Origin of the sequence: Aquabacter cavernae (assembly GCF_003993795.1) — a bacterium.
Classification (GTDB): Bacteria; Pseudomonadota; Alphaproteobacteria; order Rhizobiales; family Xanthobacteraceae; genus Aquabacter; species Aquabacter cavernae.
Window position 1 is genome coordinate 159,908 of the sequence record NZ_RWKV01000003.1, and the last position, 15,591, is coordinate 175,498.

Consider the following 15,591-nt stretch of genomic DNA (forward strand, 5'->3'; position numbering starts at 1 on the left):
GGGGGAGGTCGAAAGCTATCGGCCGAATGCCATCTCCGGCAGAACCATCACGATGGACGGGAACACGGTGATGATGGCAACTGCCGCAACGAGAAGGAAGAAGAACGGTAGCGCGGCGAGGGCCACCGTGTTCGAATCCTTGCCCGACATGGTCTGGAGCACGAAGAGGTTGAAGCCCACGGGCGGGGAAACCTCCGCCATCTCCACAACCAGCACCAGGAAGATGCCGAACCAGACCGGGTCGAAGCCGGCGGTCTTGATCATGGGGATCACCACCGAGGTGGTGAGCACGATCATGGAGAGGCCGTCCAGCGCCGTGCCGAGGATGATGTACATGACGGTCAGCGCGGCGATGAGCGCGTAGGGCGAGAGGTGGAGATTGTCCACCCACTGGGCCAGCGCCACCGGGATGCCCGTATAGGCCATGGCGGTGGACATGAAGGACGCGCCCGCCAGGATGAACATGATCATGCAGGTGAGCCGCGTCGCCCCCATCACGCTCGCCCAGAAGGACGGCCAGGAGAGCGCCCCCTGCCACCAGGCGATGAGCAGCGAGCCCATGACGCCCCAGGCGGCGCATTCGGTGGCGGTGGCCCAGCCGAACAGCAGCGAGGCGAACACCAGCAGGATCAGCAGCGTGATGGGCACGAGGTTCGCCGATTCCCGCAGCTTCTCGCGGAACGACAGGGACGGCTCGGGCGGCGGGTCCTTCTTGGGGTTCGCCATGGACCAGACGGTGATGTAGCCCGAATAGAGCGCCATCACGAGCAGCCCCGGCAGGAAGCCCGCCAGGAACACCTGGATGATGGAGACGTTCGCCGCCACCGCATAGACCACCATGGTGATGGAGGGCGGGATGAGGATGCCAAGCGTGCCCGCCCCGGCGAGGGAGCCCAGCGAGACCTTCTCGTCATAGCCGCGCTTCTTCAGCTCGGGCAAAGCGATCTTGGCCACGGTGGCGCAGGTGGCGGCGGAGGAGCCGGACACCGAGCCGAAGATGCCGCAGGCCAGCACGTTCACATGCATCAGCCGGCCGGGCAGCCAGTTGAGCCAGGGCGCGAGGCCCTTGAACATCTCTTCCGAGAGGCGGGTGCGGAACAGGATTTCGCCCATCCACACGAAGAGCGGCAGCGCCGCGAGGGTCCAGGAGGCGGAGTTGCCCCAGATGGTGGTGGCGAGCACCGAGCCGGTGGGGATGCCCCCGCCCACGAAATGCATGCCCACGAAGCCCACCGCCAGGAGGGCGATGGCGATCCACACGCCCGCGGCCAGAAGGACGGCGAGCAGGACCAGAAGGAGAGCGGAGATCTCGATGAGTTCCATGGCTCAGATCCCGCTCTGCATGGCGCGTTCCACCACTTCCTCGGCAGTGGTGGCCGGGGGCTTCTCGTAGCGCGGCGCGCCGCCGAGCACGACGTGGACCAGCTCGTCCACGAACGCGATGAGCAGGATGACGAGGCCGCCGCTATAGCCGAGCTGGGGAATCCAGAGGGGGATTGCGAGCACGCCCTGGGCCATGTCCTCGAAGCGGTAGGAATCGTAGGTCATCTTCACGGCGTTCCAGGCGAAGAAGCCGGTGAAGCCGCAGCCGACGATGAGGCAGATGATCTCCATGACATGCTTGGGCGTGCCGGAGAGCTTGTCCATCACGAGGCCCACCCGGATCATCTCGCCCGAGCGGAAAGTGTGGGCGAGGCCGAGAAAGGCGCTGGCCGCCATGCACCAGGCCACGAAATCGTCGCCGGCGGGAATGTTGAGGCCGACGAAACGGCCGCCCGAAAGCAGCATCATCAGCACGAAGATGGAGAGCAGGAAGAGGCCCGCCAGCCAGCCGGCCACCAGGTAGAGGCCATCGAGGGCGCGGCGGATCATGCGGCGCCTCCGCCGGAAAGGGAGGCGGTGGAAACGGGGGCGGCGGTGCGGCAAGCCGCAGGCGCCCGGGCGCGTGTCGCGCGGGTGAGGCTCATCATCGGTCCCCTCTGAAGGCGGCGCCGGTGCCCAAAAATGGGGCGACGCTCTTTCTGACACCACGTTGGCGTACTTGCGCCGTTTCGTCAACAAATTGTTGACGTTTTGTTTGTGACGTGGCTTCTCTTTGAGGAATGGTTCGCACTCACCTTGGGGCAGGCCGGGCAGTTCGTCCGTGCGCCATGGTTCCATGCAGGAAGCGGGCCACGGAATGGCGGATCAAAGGTGGCGCACATGACGGGTGAAGCGGCGCAATCGCGCGGGACCGGAGCGGGCGAGAACAGCGGGCCGGGCGCTTGGGAGTTCTGGATCGATCGCGGCGGCACCTTCACGGATATCGTGGGGCGCAAGCCCGATGGCAGCCTCGTCGCCCACAAGCTCCTGTCCGAGAACCCGGAAGCCTATCGCGACGCCGCCGTGCACGGCATCCGCGACCTGCTGGGGCTGAAGGCGGGCGTGCCTATCCCCGAGGGACTCGTCTCAGCTGTGAAGATGGGCACCACGGTGGCCACCAACGCCTTGCTGGAGCGCAAGGGCGAGCGCACCTTGCTCGTCACCACGCTGGGCTTCCGTGACGCGCTGCGCATCGGCTATCAGGCCCGCCCCCATATCTTCGCGAAGAAGATCGTCCTTCCCGACATGCTGTTCGAGAAGGTTCTGGAAGTGACCGAGCGGGTGCGGGCGGATGGCGCCGTGGAGACCGCGCCCGACCTCGATGCGGTGCGCGCGGCGCTGGAGGAGGCCAAGGCGGCGGGCATCCGTTCCGTCGCCATCGCCTTCATGCACGGCTATCGCTATCCCGCCCATGAGCAGCAGGTGGCGGCGCTCGCCCGCAGCATGGGCTTCCCGCAGGTCTCGGTCTCCCACGAGGTCTCGCCCCTCATCAAGCTGGTGGGGCGCGGCGACACCACGGTGGCGGACGCCTATCTCTCGCCCATCCTGCGGCGCTACGTGGCGCAGGTGGCCGAGGAGCTGGGCGCGGGGCAGGCGTCGGACGGGGCCGAGGCCATCCGGCTCATGTTCATGATGTCGTCCGGCGGCCTCACGGCGGCGGACCTGTTCCAGGGCAAGGACGCGCTGCTCTCCGGCCCGGCCGGGGGCGTGGTGGGCGCGTCCGAGACCGGCCGCATCGCCGGGCTGGACCGCATTATCGGCTTCGACATGGGCGGCACCTCCACGGACGTGTGCCACTATGACGGCGAACTGGAGCGGGCCTTCGACACGGAGGTTGCCGGCGTGCGCATCCGCGCGCCCATGATGCGCATCCACACGGTGGCGGCGGGCGGCGGCTCCATCCTGCACTATGACGGGTCGCGGTTCCGCGTGGGCCCGGACAGCGCGGGCGCCAATCCCGGCCCCGCCTGCTATCGCCGTGGCGGGCCGCTGGCGGTGACCGACGCCAATGTGATGCTGGGCAAGCTGATCCCGGACTTCTTCCCGAAGATCTTCGGCCCCGGCCAGGACCAGCCGCTGGATGCCGATGCCGTGCGGGCGAAGTTCGCGGCGCTCGCCGCCGAGATCGGCGACGGGCGCGAGCCGGAAGCGGTGGCGGATGGTTTCGTCACCATCGCGGTCGAGAACATGGCCAACGCCATCAAGAAGATTTCCGTGGAGCGCGGCTATGACGTGACGCGCTATGCCCTCTCCTGCTTCGGCGGGGCGGGCGGGCAGCATGCCTGCCTTGTGGCCGATGCGCTCGGCATGCGCACGGTGCACATCCATCCCTTCTCCGGCCTGCTCTCGGCCTATGGGATGGGCCTTGCCGCCGTGCGTGCGCTTCGCACCCGCGCCGTGGGCGAGCGGCTGGAGGCGGCGCTCGTGTCCCCGCTCGACGCCCTGCGCGATGCCATGGCGGGCGAAACCAGTGCCGAACTGATGGGCCAGGGTGTGCCCGCCGCCGACATCGAGACCGAGGCGAAGGCGCATCTGCGCTATGAGGGCACCGACACGGCACTGCCCGTTCGCCTCGCCGACATTCCGGCCATGGTGACCGAGTTCGAGGCCCGCCACCGCAACCAGTTCGGCTTCGTCTCCCCGGAGAAGCAGATCGTGGTGGAGGCCCTGGAAGTGCAGGGCTCAGGCGGCGGGGCGGGCATTGCCGAGCCCGACCATGCGCTGGCGGAGGGCGTGCCCGACGCCTGCCGCACCACGCGCTTCTTCGCGCGCGGCGCCTGGCACGAGGCGCCCGTGGTGCTGCGCGCGGCCTTCAAGCCCGGCATGGTGCTGGAAGGCCCGGCCATCGTCATCGAGCCCAACCAGACCGTGGTGGTGGAGGAGGGCTGGCGGGCGCAGATGACCGTGAAGGACCATCTCCTGCTCTCGCGCGCCAAGCAGATGAAGCGCGCGGAGGCCGTGGGCACCCATGCGGACCCGGTGATGCTGGAGGTCTTCAACAACCTCTTCATGTCCATCGCCGAGCAGATGGGCGTCACGCTCCAGAACACCGCCTATTCGGTGAACATCAAGGAACGCCTCGACTTCTCCTGCGCCGTGTTCGATGCCGAGGGGCGGCTCGTGGCCAATGCCCCTCACATGCCGGTGCATCTGGGCTCCATGGACAAGTCGGTGGAGACGGTGATCCGCGAGAATGCGGGCGCCATCCGCCCCGGCGACGTGTTCGCGCTGAACGCGCCCTATAATGGCGGCACCCATCTGCCGGATATCACCGTGGTGACGCCGCTGTTCGACGAAGACGGCGGGGAATTGCTCTTCTGGGTGGCCTCACGCGGCCACCACGCGGATGTGGGCGGCGTCGCGCCCGGCTCCATGAGCCCGCGCGCCACCACCATCGACGAGGAAGGCGTCTATATCGACAATCTCAAGCTGGTGGATGAGGGCCGCTTCCGGGAGGCGGAGCTGAATGCCCTGCTGCTGGGCGCGCAATATCCCGCCCGCAACCCCGTGCAGAACGTCGCCGACCTGAAGGCCCAGATCGCCGCCAACGAGAAAGGCGTGCGCGAGCTGAAGAAGATGATCGCCCTGTTCGGGCTGGACGTTGTCACGGCCTATATGGGCCATGTGCAGGACAATGCGGACGAGAGCGTGCGCCGGGTGCTCGACCGGCTGGAGGATTGCGATTTCAGCTATGAGATGGACCAGGGCACGGTGATCAAGGTGAAGATCACCGTGGACAAGGCGGCGCGCACCGCCAAGGTGGACTTCACGGGCACCTCGCCCCAGCAGGAAACCAATTTCAACGCGCCCGAGCCCGTCACCCGCGCGGCGGTGCTCTATGTGTTCCGCGTCATGGTGGACGACCAGATCCCCATGAATGCCGGCTGCCTGCGGCCCATCGAGATCGTGGTGCCCAAGGGCTGCATGCTCTCCCCCGTCTATCCTGCCGCCGTGGTGGCGGGGAATGTGGAGACCTCGCAGGCCGTCACCAACTGCCTGTTCGGTGCGCTGAAAGCCATGGGCGCCTCCCAGGGCACCATGAACAACCTCACCTTCGGCAATGACGAGGTGCAGTATTACGAGACCATCTGCTCCGGCTCCCCCGCCGGGCCCGGCTTTGACGGCACGGATGCGGTGCATGTGCACATGACCAATTCCCGCCTGACCGACCCGGAGGTTCTGGAAACCCGCTTCCCGGTTCTGCTGGAGGATTTCCATGTGCGGCCGGGCTCCGGCGGCAAGGGGCGCTGGAGCGCGGGGGCAGGCACCTACCGGCGCATCCGCTTCCTGGAGAAGATGGATTGCGCGCTGCTCTCCTCCCATCGCCGGGTGCGTCCGTTCGGCCTGGAAGGCGGCGAGCCCGGACAGGTGGGCGAGGGCTTCGTGCGGCGCAATGACGGCTCGTTCGAGCAGATGGAGGGCTGCGCCCAGACCGTGCTGGAACCCGGCGAGGCGGTCATCGTCATCACCCCCACGGGCGGGGGCTACGGCAAGGCGGAGTGAGGCCGGGGCGGTCCAATGAAAAAACCCCGTGAGCGCTGCAAACGGGGTTTTTCTTTTTGGACACTCCGTTCGGCAGGCGAGCCTGTCAGTTGCGCAGCTTCTGCAGCACGGCGACGGAGGGGAAGCCGTCCGGCAGAAGGCCGGTGCGCACCTGGAAGTCCTGCACCGCCACGCGGGTCTTGGTGCCGAGGATGCCGTCCACGGTGCCGATGTCATAGCCGCGCTGGATCAGCCGCTGCTGCATTTCCAGCCGCTCGGAGCGCGTCAGGGCCGGCTCCTTCGGCCAGCTCTGGACGAAGTCCCCGCCGCCGCGCAGGCGATCCGACAGGTGGCCGATGGCCAGGGCATAGGCATCGGCCGGGTTGTATTTCAAGATCGCCGAAAAGTTCGGCAGCATGAGGAAGGCCGGTCCGTTGGCGCCCTGCGGCAGCAGCAGGAAGGCGGTCTCGTTCGGGCGCGGGAACGCCTTGCCGCCGGGCCGGGTGATGCCGAGCGACGCCCACTGGCCGAGCGTGTGGTTGCGGGAGCGGTCCACGTAACGGTAGTCGAAATTCTTCGGCAGGACCACTTCGTAGCCCCAGGTCTTGCCGAACTCCCAGCCATCCAGCTTCAGGTTGTTGGCGGTGGAGGCGATGATGTCGGGGATGGAATCCACCACGTTGCGCTTGCCGTCGCCGTCGAAATCCACGGCGAAGCGCTGGAAGCTGGTGGGCATGAACTGGGTAGGCCCGAAGGCACCCGCCCAGGAGCCCGTCAGATGGTCCGCCGGCACGTCGCCCTTGTCCAGGATCTGGAGCGTGGCGATGAATTCGTCGCGGAAATAATCCTGCCGGCGCCCGACGCAGGACAGCGTGGCCGTGGAGCGCAGCACGGAGCGGGTGCCCATGCCCTGCGGACTGCCATAGCTGGATTCGATGCCCCAGATGGCCGCCACCGCATAACGGTCCACGCCATACTTCTTCTCGGCGGCGTCGAAGATGGTCTTGTACTGGGCGAGGATCTCCTTGCCCTTCCGCACCCGGTAATCGCTCACCAGCATGTTCACATAATCGCCGATGGGCTTGGAGAATTCCGGCTGGGAATCCAGGAAGTCCATGATCTTCATGTCGGGCGTGAGCCCGGACGTGAGGCGGCGATAGGTGTTCTGGGAGATGCCCTTGGCCTGGGCCAGGGGATACAGGCCGGCGATGCAGGAATCGAAATTGGCCTCCGCCGCGGCGATGGCCTGGGGCGTCATCATGGGATGCATGGCGCGGCCCGTGGCAGCGGATTGCTGCTGCGCGGGCGGATCGAAGATGGATCCCGTGACCTGCGCCTGGGCACTGGCAGCGCCGAGCGCCATCAGCGTGATGCCCGCTGCCCATGTCGCCACGCCTGCGATTCGTCCCCGGGCCAGATCCCGCGCCATGCCTGCCTCGTTCGTCACTTGGAGCCTGATCCGAAGAGGTTTGGCCAACCTCTTCACCGAATCCGTCTCTGAACCCATTGATGGCGAGCGCGCGGCCCGGACAGCCTGGGGTGCAGGCCGTTCGGTGCGCGCTCGTATCGTCCGCCGCCTAATGGGCACGAAATAGGGTTGCCCCTTGGTTAACGTAAGGCAAGTTTCCCGTGGCGGATATTTCAGGCCCCCCTGCGGGCGTCCAGGCCGCGTTCCCAATCCAGGGCAGTGCGGACGATGGTGGGGATGTCGTCGAGGCGCGGCTGCCAGCCGAGCTTGGCGTGGATCAGGTCGGCCTTGGCCACCACCGCCGCCGGGTCGCCCGGCCGGCGGGGCGCGAAGCGCACCGTGAAGTCCACGCCGGACACCTGCTTCACCGTCTCCAGGATCTGGAGCACCGAATAGCCGCGCCCATAGCCGCAATTGAACACGCCGCTCTCCCCGCCGTTGCGCAGATAGGTGAGGGCATCGAGATGAGCGCGCACCAGGTCGCTCACATGGATGTAGTCGCGCAGGCAGGTGCCGTCGGGGGTGGGATAGTCGGTGCCGTAGACGTCGATGCCGGGCCGCTTGCCCAGCGCCGTCTCGCAGGCGACCTTGAGCAGGTGCGTCGCCCCGGCGGTAGACTGGCCCGTCCGCCCGGCCGGATCCGCGCCCGCCACGTTGAAATAGCGCAGCGCCACATAGCGCAGCGGAAAGGCGAAGGCGGTGTCCTTCAGCATCCACTCGCTCATGAGCTTCGAGCGTCCATAGGGCGAGATGGGCGCGAGCGCCGCCTCCTCCGCCACGGGATCGATGCCCACCATGCCGTAGACGGCGGCGGTGGAGGAGAAGATGAAATCCCGGACGCCCGCCGCCGTCACGGCCTCCAGCAAAGCACGGGTCTTCACGGTGTTGGCGAGGTAGTAGCCCAAAGGATCGGCCACCGAATCAGGCACCACGATGCGGGCGGCGAAATGGATGACTGCGGTGATTCCGTGCTCCGCGACGATACGCTTCACCAGTTCCTGGTTGCTCACGTCGCCCAGGATGAAGGTGGCCTCAGGCGCCACGGCCCAGCGGAATCCGGTGGACAGATCGTCCAGCACCACCACCGTCTCACCCGCATCCAGCAGCGCAAGGACCATGTGGCTGCCGATATAACCTGCCCCGCCCGTGACCAGAACCGTCATGTCAGCACCGCCTTTGCCATAATGTCCTCGCGATGGTGGGCAAGCTGGGACAGCATGCGCGCGAGGTCAATAACGCCGGAATGAACCTTTTGGCTCATCCGAGGGTTCTTTGACCGCGCAGCTCACGCCTGTATTACGATCCCGGCCTATCAACCTGGTGCCCTTCATGCCCAAGCCTCTTCGGAAAGCGATCCTCCCGGTTGCCGGTCTCGGCACCCGCTTCCTGCCCGCCACCAAGGCGGTGCCCAAGGAAATGCTCACGGTCGTCGATCGGCCGGTGGTGCAGCACGTGGTCGATGAGGCGCGCGCGGCGGGCATCGAGCACATCGTGTTCGTGACCGGCCGCAACAAGGCGGTCATCGAGGACCATTTCGACCGGCAGTTCGAGCTGGAGAAGACCCTCTCGGACCGGGGCAAGACCAAGGAGCTGGAACAGCTCGACAAGGACACGCCCAAGGCCGGGACCACCTCCTTCACCCGCCAGCAGCTGCCGCTGGGCCTCGGCCATGCGGTGTGGTGCGCGCGCGACCTGATCGGCGACGAGCCGTTCGCGCTGCTGCTGCCTGACATGCTGCACCTGCCACGCAACGGGCACGGGTGCCTCGCCACCATGGTCCGGGCCTTCGAGCGTACCGGCGGGAACGTGGTCTCGGTCTATGAGGTTCCGGACGACCAGACCCACCAATATGGCATCGTCGATACCGGCCCCACCCATACGGGCGTGGACGAGATCCTGGACATGGTGGAGAAGCCCGCACTCGGCACCGCGCCTACCAATCTCGCCATTTCCGGCCGCTATATCCTCCAACCCACCATCTTCGACCTGCTGGCCAAGCAGGAGCAGGGGGCGGGCGGCGAGATCCAGCTCACTGATTCCATGCTGAAGCTGAAGGAGCGCGAGCGCTTCTTCTCCGTGAAATTCGACGGCCAGGTCTATGATTGCGGCTCGAAGATCGGCTTCCTCATGGCCAATGTGGCCTATGCCCTCTCGCGCCCGGACATCGAGCCGGAATTCCGCGCCGAGCTTCAATCCATGATGGCTGCCAACCGCTAGCGGGCCCTTTCGCGCGCCGGTTTCCCCGCAAAAAGGGGAGCCGGCGGCGATGCAGCATGGACACACCGGCCCAGGATCGTCCGGCCTTGCCTTGACCGCGTCTCGTTTCCCGTCTAATCGCCGCATTGCCCAATTCTTCCTGCGGGGCCCTTCGAATGCTCCAAATGCCCGAGCGCCGTGGCGTACCTTTCAAGCCGCGGCTGAATGACGAGCTTCGCTTTCTTCAGTCCTGGTTCCAGAACCCCTTGAAGACGGGCGCGGTCTCGCCCTCCGGGCGGGCGCTTGCCAGGATGATGGCGAGCTATCTCGACCCGCGCATGGAAGGCCCGGTGATCGAGCTTGGACCCGGCACCGGCCCGGTCACCAAGGCCCTGCTGGAGCGCGGCTTCGCGCCCGAGCGGCTGTTCCTGATCGAATATAACCGCGAGTTCTGCAATCTCCTGCGGCTGCGCTATCCCGGCGTGACCGTGATCCAGGGGGATGCCTATGAGATGCGCAAGACGCTGAAGGGCAAGCTGCCCGGCCCGGCGGTCGGCACCATCTCCTCGCTGCCCTTGTTCACGCGCTCCCCCCAGGATCGCGACCGCATGGTCAATGAGGCGTTCGACCTCTCCCATGCGGGCGGGCCCTTCGTTCAGTTCACCTATGCGGTGGTCTCTCCGGTTCCGCTCAAGTCCGGCGTGATCGAGGGCAAGCGCTCGCCTCGCGTGTGGATGAACCTTCCCCCGGCCCGCGTCTGGGTCTATCGCCGCCCGTGAGCGCCGGACCCCGGCAGGACGGCGCGCCACTCGGAGCGGCGGCATGACGCCCTTCCTCTATCTCAGCCATCCGCAGGTGAAGGTGGATCCGGACGTTCCCGTGCCGGATTGGTCGCTTTCCGATGTGGGGCGCCAGCGCACCGAAGCCTTTGCCCGCCGTCCCGACCTGTCCCTCTATCGCCGCATCGTGTCGAGCGAGGAGGTGAAGGCCAAGGAGACGGCCGCCATTCTCGGTGCCGCCTTGGGGCTCGCCGTGGAGGTGCGCCCGGCCATGCATGAGAATGACCGTTCCGCCACGGGTTTCCTGCCGGAGCCGGAATTCCAGGCGGTGGCCAACGAATTCTTCGCCCATCCGGACGACAGCATTCGCGGCTGGGAGCGGGCACGGGACGCGCAGGCGCGCATTGTCGGGGCGGTGAACGCCGCGCTTGCGGAGGCGCCCGGGATTCCCGCCATATTTGTGGGCCATGGAGGGGTTGGCACGCTGTTGCTGTGCCATCTGGCCGGCTACGCAATCTCGCGATCCCACGATCAGCCTCCGGTGGGCGGGGGCTGCTGGTTCCGCCACGGTGCCGCACCGCCTCAGGGCTGGTGCGCCATGGAGGATGGGGCGTGAGACTTCGGGGGCCGCATACGGACGCAAGGAGAACACGGTGACTGAGACCCTGCTGAGCGATCGGCTGATCGTCGCCCTGGATTTTCCCTCCGTCACCGCCGCCGAGGCCATGGTCTGGCAGCTGGGCGACGCGGTCACGTTCTACAAGATCGGCCTGGAACTCACCATTGCCGGTGGGCTGGACCTGGCGGCGGACCTGATCGGCGCCGGCAAGAAGGTCTTCCTCGATCTCAAGCTCCATGACATCGGCCAGACGGTGGAGCGCGCCACGGCGGCGGCTGCCGAGCGCGGCGTGACGCTGCTGACCGTCCATGCCTATCCCCAGACATTGGCTGCCGCTGCACGCGGCGCGCAGGGCTCCCCCCTCAAGGTGCTGGGCGTGACCGTGCTCACCTCCTATGACGCGCAGGATCTGGCGGCGGCAGGCTATGGCCTTGGCGTCGAAGCCATGGTGGCGCGCCGTGCGGAGCAGGCGCGCGAGGCCGGGGTGGCGGGCGTCATCTGCGCGCCCACCGATGCCACCATGGTGCGCTCCATTCTCGGCCCCAACGGGCTGGTGGTGACGCCGGGCGTGCGCCCCGCCGGGGCGGATGTGGGTGACCAGAAACGCATCGCGACGCCTGCCGACGCCATCCGTGCAGGGGCCAATGCCATCGTCGTCGGCCGCCCCATCACTGCCGCCGCCGATCCCGCCGCCGCCGCGCAGGCGATTCTGGCGGATATGGACAGCGCGTTGCGCTGAGCCGCGCGGGAGCGAAGCTCCGGGCCTTCCGTCCGGGCCGATCGCGCTCTAAACACCTAATTCTTCGTCCGGGTCGGGGCCACCCGGGCAGACCTCGCACCAGATCAGGGGGCAGACGTGTCGAAGCTTCGCATCGTCATCGCGGGCGCCGGTGGGCGCATGGGCCGGACCTTGCTGCGCGCGGTCCTCGAAAGCGAAACCTATGTGCTGGCGGGAGCGCTGGAGCATGACGGCAGCGCCCATCTCGGCGAGGATGCCGGCCAGCTTGCGGGCCTGCCCCATGCGGGGATCAGCGTTCAGTCGGACATGGCGGCGGCGGTGCAGGGCGCGGACGCGGTGGTGGACTTCTCCTCCCCCGCCGCTTCGGTGCGCCTCGCCGCGTTGCTCGCCCAGAAGGGCATCGCCCATGTGATCGGCACGACGGGGTTTTCCGCGGAGGATCTTGAGGCCATCGCGGTGTCGGCGGCGGGCACGGCCATCGTGCGCTCGGGCAATATGAGCCTCGGCGTGAACCTGCTGGCGGCGCTCACCCGCAAGGTGGCGGCGGTGCTGGATCCGAGCTTTGACATCGAGATCGTGGAAATGCACCACGCCCGGAAGGTGGATGCACCGTCCGGCACCGCGCTGCTTCTGGGCGAGGCGGCGGCGGAAGGGCGCGCGGTGGATCTGGAGAGCCATGCGGTGCGTGTGCGCGACGGGCATACGGGCAGCCGCAAAGCGGGCGATATCGGCTTCGCCAGCCTGCGCGGCGGCTCCGTGGTGGGCGAGCATGTGGTGATCTTCGCCGGACCGTCGGAGCGGATCGAACTGGCGCACCGGGCGGAAGACCGGGGCATCTTCGCCAATGGCGCGCTGACGGCGGCCCGCTGGGCGGCGGGCCGGACGCCAGGGCTTTATTCCATGGTGGACGTGCTGGGGCTCGGCGACGCCTGAGCCCTCGGCCGGCTCGCCAAGGCCGGAATGAGGCTCGCGGCCAGCGCGCGGGCGAAGCAGTCATAGCTCCAGTCATTGAGGTGGAGGCCGTCGAAGATCAGCAGCCGCGAGGCGGGGATCTTCTGCTGCTCCACCCATCCGCGCATCAGCGCATAGCGCGGGAACATGGAGGCTCCCGCATTGCGCGCCGTGGAGGCGATCAGCTCGTTGATGGCGGGCCGGTTGGGCTTGTCGTTCACCCAGGGTGAATATTGCAGGTCGATGAGCACCACGTCCGCGCCCCAGCCCTGGATGGCGTCGATGCCCTGGCGCAGGAGCGGCCCGAAATTGCCGACGCCGAAGCTGCGGATCACGTAGTTCGTGCCCACCTGCCACAGGACGAGGTCCGGCTTCAGCGCTTCCACGTCGCGCTGGAAGCGGGCGAGGTTCTCCGGCACATCCTCCGCATTCACCCCGCGATTGATGACCGTGATGTCCGTTCCCGGAAAGCGCGCGCGCAGCAGGGCTTCCAGGATCGCCGGATAGGTGCGCGCGCCGGAGGAGGCGCCCACGCCCACCGTGGAGGATGAGCCGATGGCCACGATGGTCAGGCTGCGCTTCGTCGCGAGCGCCTGCGCGGCGCGCGGGGTCTTGAGGGACACGACCGGGCCCGTGGTGCAGGCGGGCATGTCCTGCTGGGCGAAGGCGCCGCTCGCGCCCGCGACGAGGATGCCGAGGGCGCAGGCGATGATGCGGGCGAGGCGGCCGCCCCGGGCGGCGAGGAACGGGGTCGGCATGCCGGGATCAGGCCCCTTTGTTGCGCAACGCGAGGCCGAACATGGCCGTCATCACGCCGTTGATGATCAGGTCGATCCCCAGGAACAGGCCGAGGATGATGGGCGAATTGACCGGCCAGCCCGCAATGATCTCAAGGCCCAGCAGGAAGGTGATGGCGCCCGCCACCGCGATGAAGCCCCAGCCCTTCTGGGGCCGCGCGCCGATGCCCGCCCAGATGCGGAACAGGCCGCCAATGACCAGCGACACGCCGATCATGAGGGTGATGACGCCCGCGGCGAACATGGGCTGGTAGACGATGAGGCCGCCGGCGACCACATAGAGCAGGCCCGACAGCAGCCAGAAGAAGAAGCGGCCCCAGCCCTGGACGCGGAAGGCATGCAGCATCTGGACGACGCCGCCCACCAGCACCAGAGCCCCCACATAAAGCGCGGTGGCCACAGTGGAGATGGCGAGATGGGCGAGGGCGATGCAGCCCAGGATGACGAAGGCGATGCCGAGGCCCACGAACCATCCCCAGCCCGCGCGGATCGCGGTGAGTTGGTCTCGAACGGAGCTGCCGGGGGTGGGAATGGAGGTGGGCATCGGGAGGATCTCCAGGCTGGAGCACGAATGAACCATCCGGCCGCGTGACGGATCGCCCGCGCCCGGTTCGCTCGGGCAATCTGGAATCGATCCGTCCAGCCGGGGACGATGCGGGTCGTCCCGGTTCAAAGATCGCGTCAAGCCCCCTTGCGCGTGGGTATCATAGACTTGCGCGGCGGGAATGGTAGAGCCCGCCCGCTAAACAAAAAGGCGCGTCCCGGGGACGCGCCTTTGATGTTGAAACAGTGTCCGCGCCGCTCAGCGGGCGGTGGCCACCGGAGGCTTGCCGGCGGCGGCATTGGCCTGCGCACCGCTGGACTTCGGCAGGATCACCACCTTCGTGCCCACCTTCACGCGCTCGTAGAGGTCTTCCACGTCGGCGTTCAGCATGCGGAAGCAGCCGGAGGACACGAACTTGCCGATGGTCTGCGGCTCGTTGGTGCCGTGGATGCGGTAGATGGTGCCGCCCAGATACAGGGTGCGCGCGCCCAGCGGGTTGCCGGGGCCACCCGCCATGAAGCGGGGCAGGTAGGGCTGGCGCTCGATCATCTCGGTCGGCGGGCGCCAATCGGCCCATTCCGCCTTGCGGCTGACCCGCTCGGTGCCGGCCCAGGTGAAGCCGTCGCGGCCCACGCCGATGCCGTAGCGGATCGCCTTGCCGCCACCCAGCACATAATAGAGATAGGTGTTGCCGGTATCGATGATGATGGAGCCGGCGGGCTGCGTGGTCACGTAATCCACCGTCTGACGGCGGAAACGGGAGTCCACGGGCTCGCTGGGATCCACATTCTCGATGCGCGGGCCGGACGGCGCTTCCTGCGTGCCGGGCACCACGGCCGCATTGGGGCCGTAGGAGCCGCCGGGCGCGGCGCCGGGCGCATAGGCGGCATTGGTCGGCGCGGCATAGCCGGGCTGAACATAGCCACCCTGCGGCGCCATCTGCTGCGGCGCCACCTGGCCCTGGGCCGGGTTGCGCGCCGACTGGAGCATGGCGTCCTGCTTGTAGGAGCCTTCATAGCCCGCCTGCTGCGGCTGGGCGTAGCCGGGCTGCACGTAGCCGCCGGGCGCCTGCTGGGCAGGGTAGGGCTGCTGCGCGGCATAGCCGGGCTGGACATAGCCGGGAGGCGTGCCGTCACGGCCGGGAATCTGCTGTGCGTTCGGAGCGGGCAGGGCGCCGGGCGCGATGGCCAAGGGCTGGCCGGGCGCCGAACCCTGGCCGGGCTGGTAGCCCGCGCCGGGAGACACGTAACCCTGCGGCGCGGGCGTGCCGGGCGCATAGGTCGGGGCCTGCGCGACACCGGCAGGCGGCGCCATGGGCGTGCTCTGCACATAGTCGCCGCGCGGGCTGCTGGATGCGTAGGGATCTCGGTAGCCGGGGACGCTGCCGTTGGGCACGTCCTGACCCAGCGCACCCGTCTCGTCGTCGTCGGCCTGGCCGGCCGCGACATAAGACGGGACCACGTAGGTCTGGCCTTGATAGATCTGCGCCTGCGCGGCCGGAATGGCCAGCAGGGAGGCGCCAAGGGCGGAGAGGAGTGTGGTGCGCAGCGTCATGACACTCGTGCTACAGGTGAAACGTGACGAAATTGGAAACGGCGTACACTTTTGGGCTGGTACCAAGCTGGTGCCAACCGTCTCGCCGGACCACCTTCGT

At 67.6% G+C, this 15,591-nt stretch carries 13 protein-coding genes; 6 read left to right on the forward strand and 7 right to left on the reverse strand.

All coding sequences use genetic code 11. The features are described 5' to 3' along the window. Nucleotides 1-15 precede the first annotated feature (15 nt). Both EJJ38_RS02550 and EJJ38_RS02555 read right to left on the reverse strand, forming a co-directional pair. Nucleotides 16-1,323, reverse strand: coding sequence for a TRAP transporter large permease (locus EJJ38_RS02550; RefSeq protein ID WP_127088546.1), 1,308 nt, complete (start codon nt 1,321-1,323; stop codon nt 16-18). A 3-nt stretch (nt 1,324-1,326) separates the two neighbouring features. After that, entirely contained in the window at nt 1,327-1,872 is a 546-nt protein-coding gene (locus EJJ38_RS02555; RefSeq protein WP_127088547.1) for a TRAP transporter small permease, read from the reverse strand. Between the two features lie 330 nt (nt 1,873-2,202). Between EJJ38_RS02555 and EJJ38_RS02560 the strand changes: the two genes are divergently transcribed. Then, nucleotides 2,203-5,865 (forward strand): hydantoinase B/oxoprolinase family protein, encoded by a 3,663-nt coding sequence (locus EJJ38_RS02560; RefSeq protein WP_127088548.1) that lies wholly within the window; start codon nt 2,203-2,205, stop codon nt 5,863-5,865. An 85-nt stretch (nt 5,866-5,950) separates the two neighbouring features. Here the strand turns inward: EJJ38_RS02560 and EJJ38_RS02565 are convergent, their stop codons facing one another. Together EJJ38_RS02565 and galE are read right to left on the reverse strand one after the other, a co-directional pair. Continuing rightward, nucleotides 5,951-7,273 (reverse strand): lytic murein transglycosylase, encoded by a 1,323-nt coding sequence (locus EJJ38_RS02565; RefSeq protein ID WP_127088549.1) that lies wholly within the window; start codon nt 7,271-7,273, stop codon nt 5,951-5,953. 212 nt (nt 7,274-7,485) lie between these two features. Beyond that, nucleotides 7,486-8,475, reverse strand: a complete 990-nt coding sequence (galE, locus tag EJJ38_RS02570; RefSeq protein WP_127088550.1) for a UDP-glucose 4-epimerase GalE — start codon at nt 8,473-8,475, stop codon at nt 7,486-7,488. Nucleotides 8,476-8,641: 166 nt separating this feature from the next. Here galE and galU point away from each other — a divergent pair, with 166 nt between their 5' ends. The 5 genes from galU (at nt 8,642) to dapB (ending at nt 12,578) form a co-directional block, all read left to right on the forward strand. After that, complete coding sequence (galU, locus tag EJJ38_RS02575; RefSeq protein WP_127088551.1) at nt 8,642-9,529, forward strand: UTP--glucose-1-phosphate uridylyltransferase GalU; 888 nt, start codon at nt 8,642-8,644, stop codon at nt 9,527-9,529. A gap of 164 nt (nt 9,530-9,693) precedes the next feature. Next, the gene (locus EJJ38_RS02580) at nt 9,694-10,287 is read left to right on the forward strand and encodes a class I SAM-dependent methyltransferase (RefSeq protein WP_127088552.1); all 594 of its coding nucleotides are present in this window, start codon (nt 9,694-9,696) and stop codon (nt 10,285-10,287) included. Nucleotides 10,288-10,330: 43 nt separating this feature from the next. Next, the gene (locus tag EJJ38_RS02585; RefSeq protein WP_127088553.1) at nt 10,331-10,903 is read left to right on the forward strand and encodes a histidine phosphatase family protein; all 573 of its coding nucleotides are present in this window, start codon (nt 10,331-10,333) and stop codon (nt 10,901-10,903) included. 37 nt (nt 10,904-10,940) lie between these two features. After that, nucleotides 10,941-11,645: an orotidine-5'-phosphate decarboxylase gene (gene pyrF / locus EJJ38_RS02590; RefSeq protein WP_245454078.1), complete on the forward strand. Its 705-nt coding sequence runs from the start codon at nt 10,941-10,943 to the stop codon at nt 11,643-11,645. 117 nt (nt 11,646-11,762) lie between these two features. Next, nucleotides 11,763-12,578 carry a 4-hydroxy-tetrahydrodipicolinate reductase gene (gene dapB, locus EJJ38_RS02595; RefSeq protein WP_127088555.1) on the forward strand — a complete coding sequence of 272 codons (816 nt, stop codon included), beginning with the start codon at nt 11,763-11,765 and terminating at the stop codon, nt 12,576-12,578. Here the strand turns inward: dapB and EJJ38_RS02600 are convergent. The 3 genes from EJJ38_RS02600 to EJJ38_RS20560 form a co-directional block, all read right to left on the reverse strand. Next, nucleotides 12,539-13,354, reverse strand: a complete 816-nt coding sequence (locus EJJ38_RS02600) for an SGNH/GDSL hydrolase family protein (protein WP_127088556.1) — start codon at nt 13,352-13,354, stop codon at nt 12,539-12,541. The two genes, dapB and EJJ38_RS02600, sit on opposite strands and share 40 nt — an antisense overlap. Before the next feature lie 7 nt (nt 13,355-13,361). Further along, a complete protein-coding gene (locus EJJ38_RS02605) occupies nt 13,362-13,937 on the reverse strand; it encodes an HdeD family acid-resistance protein (protein ID WP_127088557.1) in 576 nt (191 codons plus the stop codon). A gap of 258 nt (nt 13,938-14,195) precedes the next feature. After that, complete coding sequence (locus EJJ38_RS20560) at nt 14,196-15,491, reverse strand: L,D-transpeptidase family protein (RefSeq protein WP_245454079.1); 1,296 nt, start codon at nt 15,489-15,491, stop codon at nt 14,196-14,198. Nucleotides 15,492-15,591: the final 100 nt, after the last annotated feature.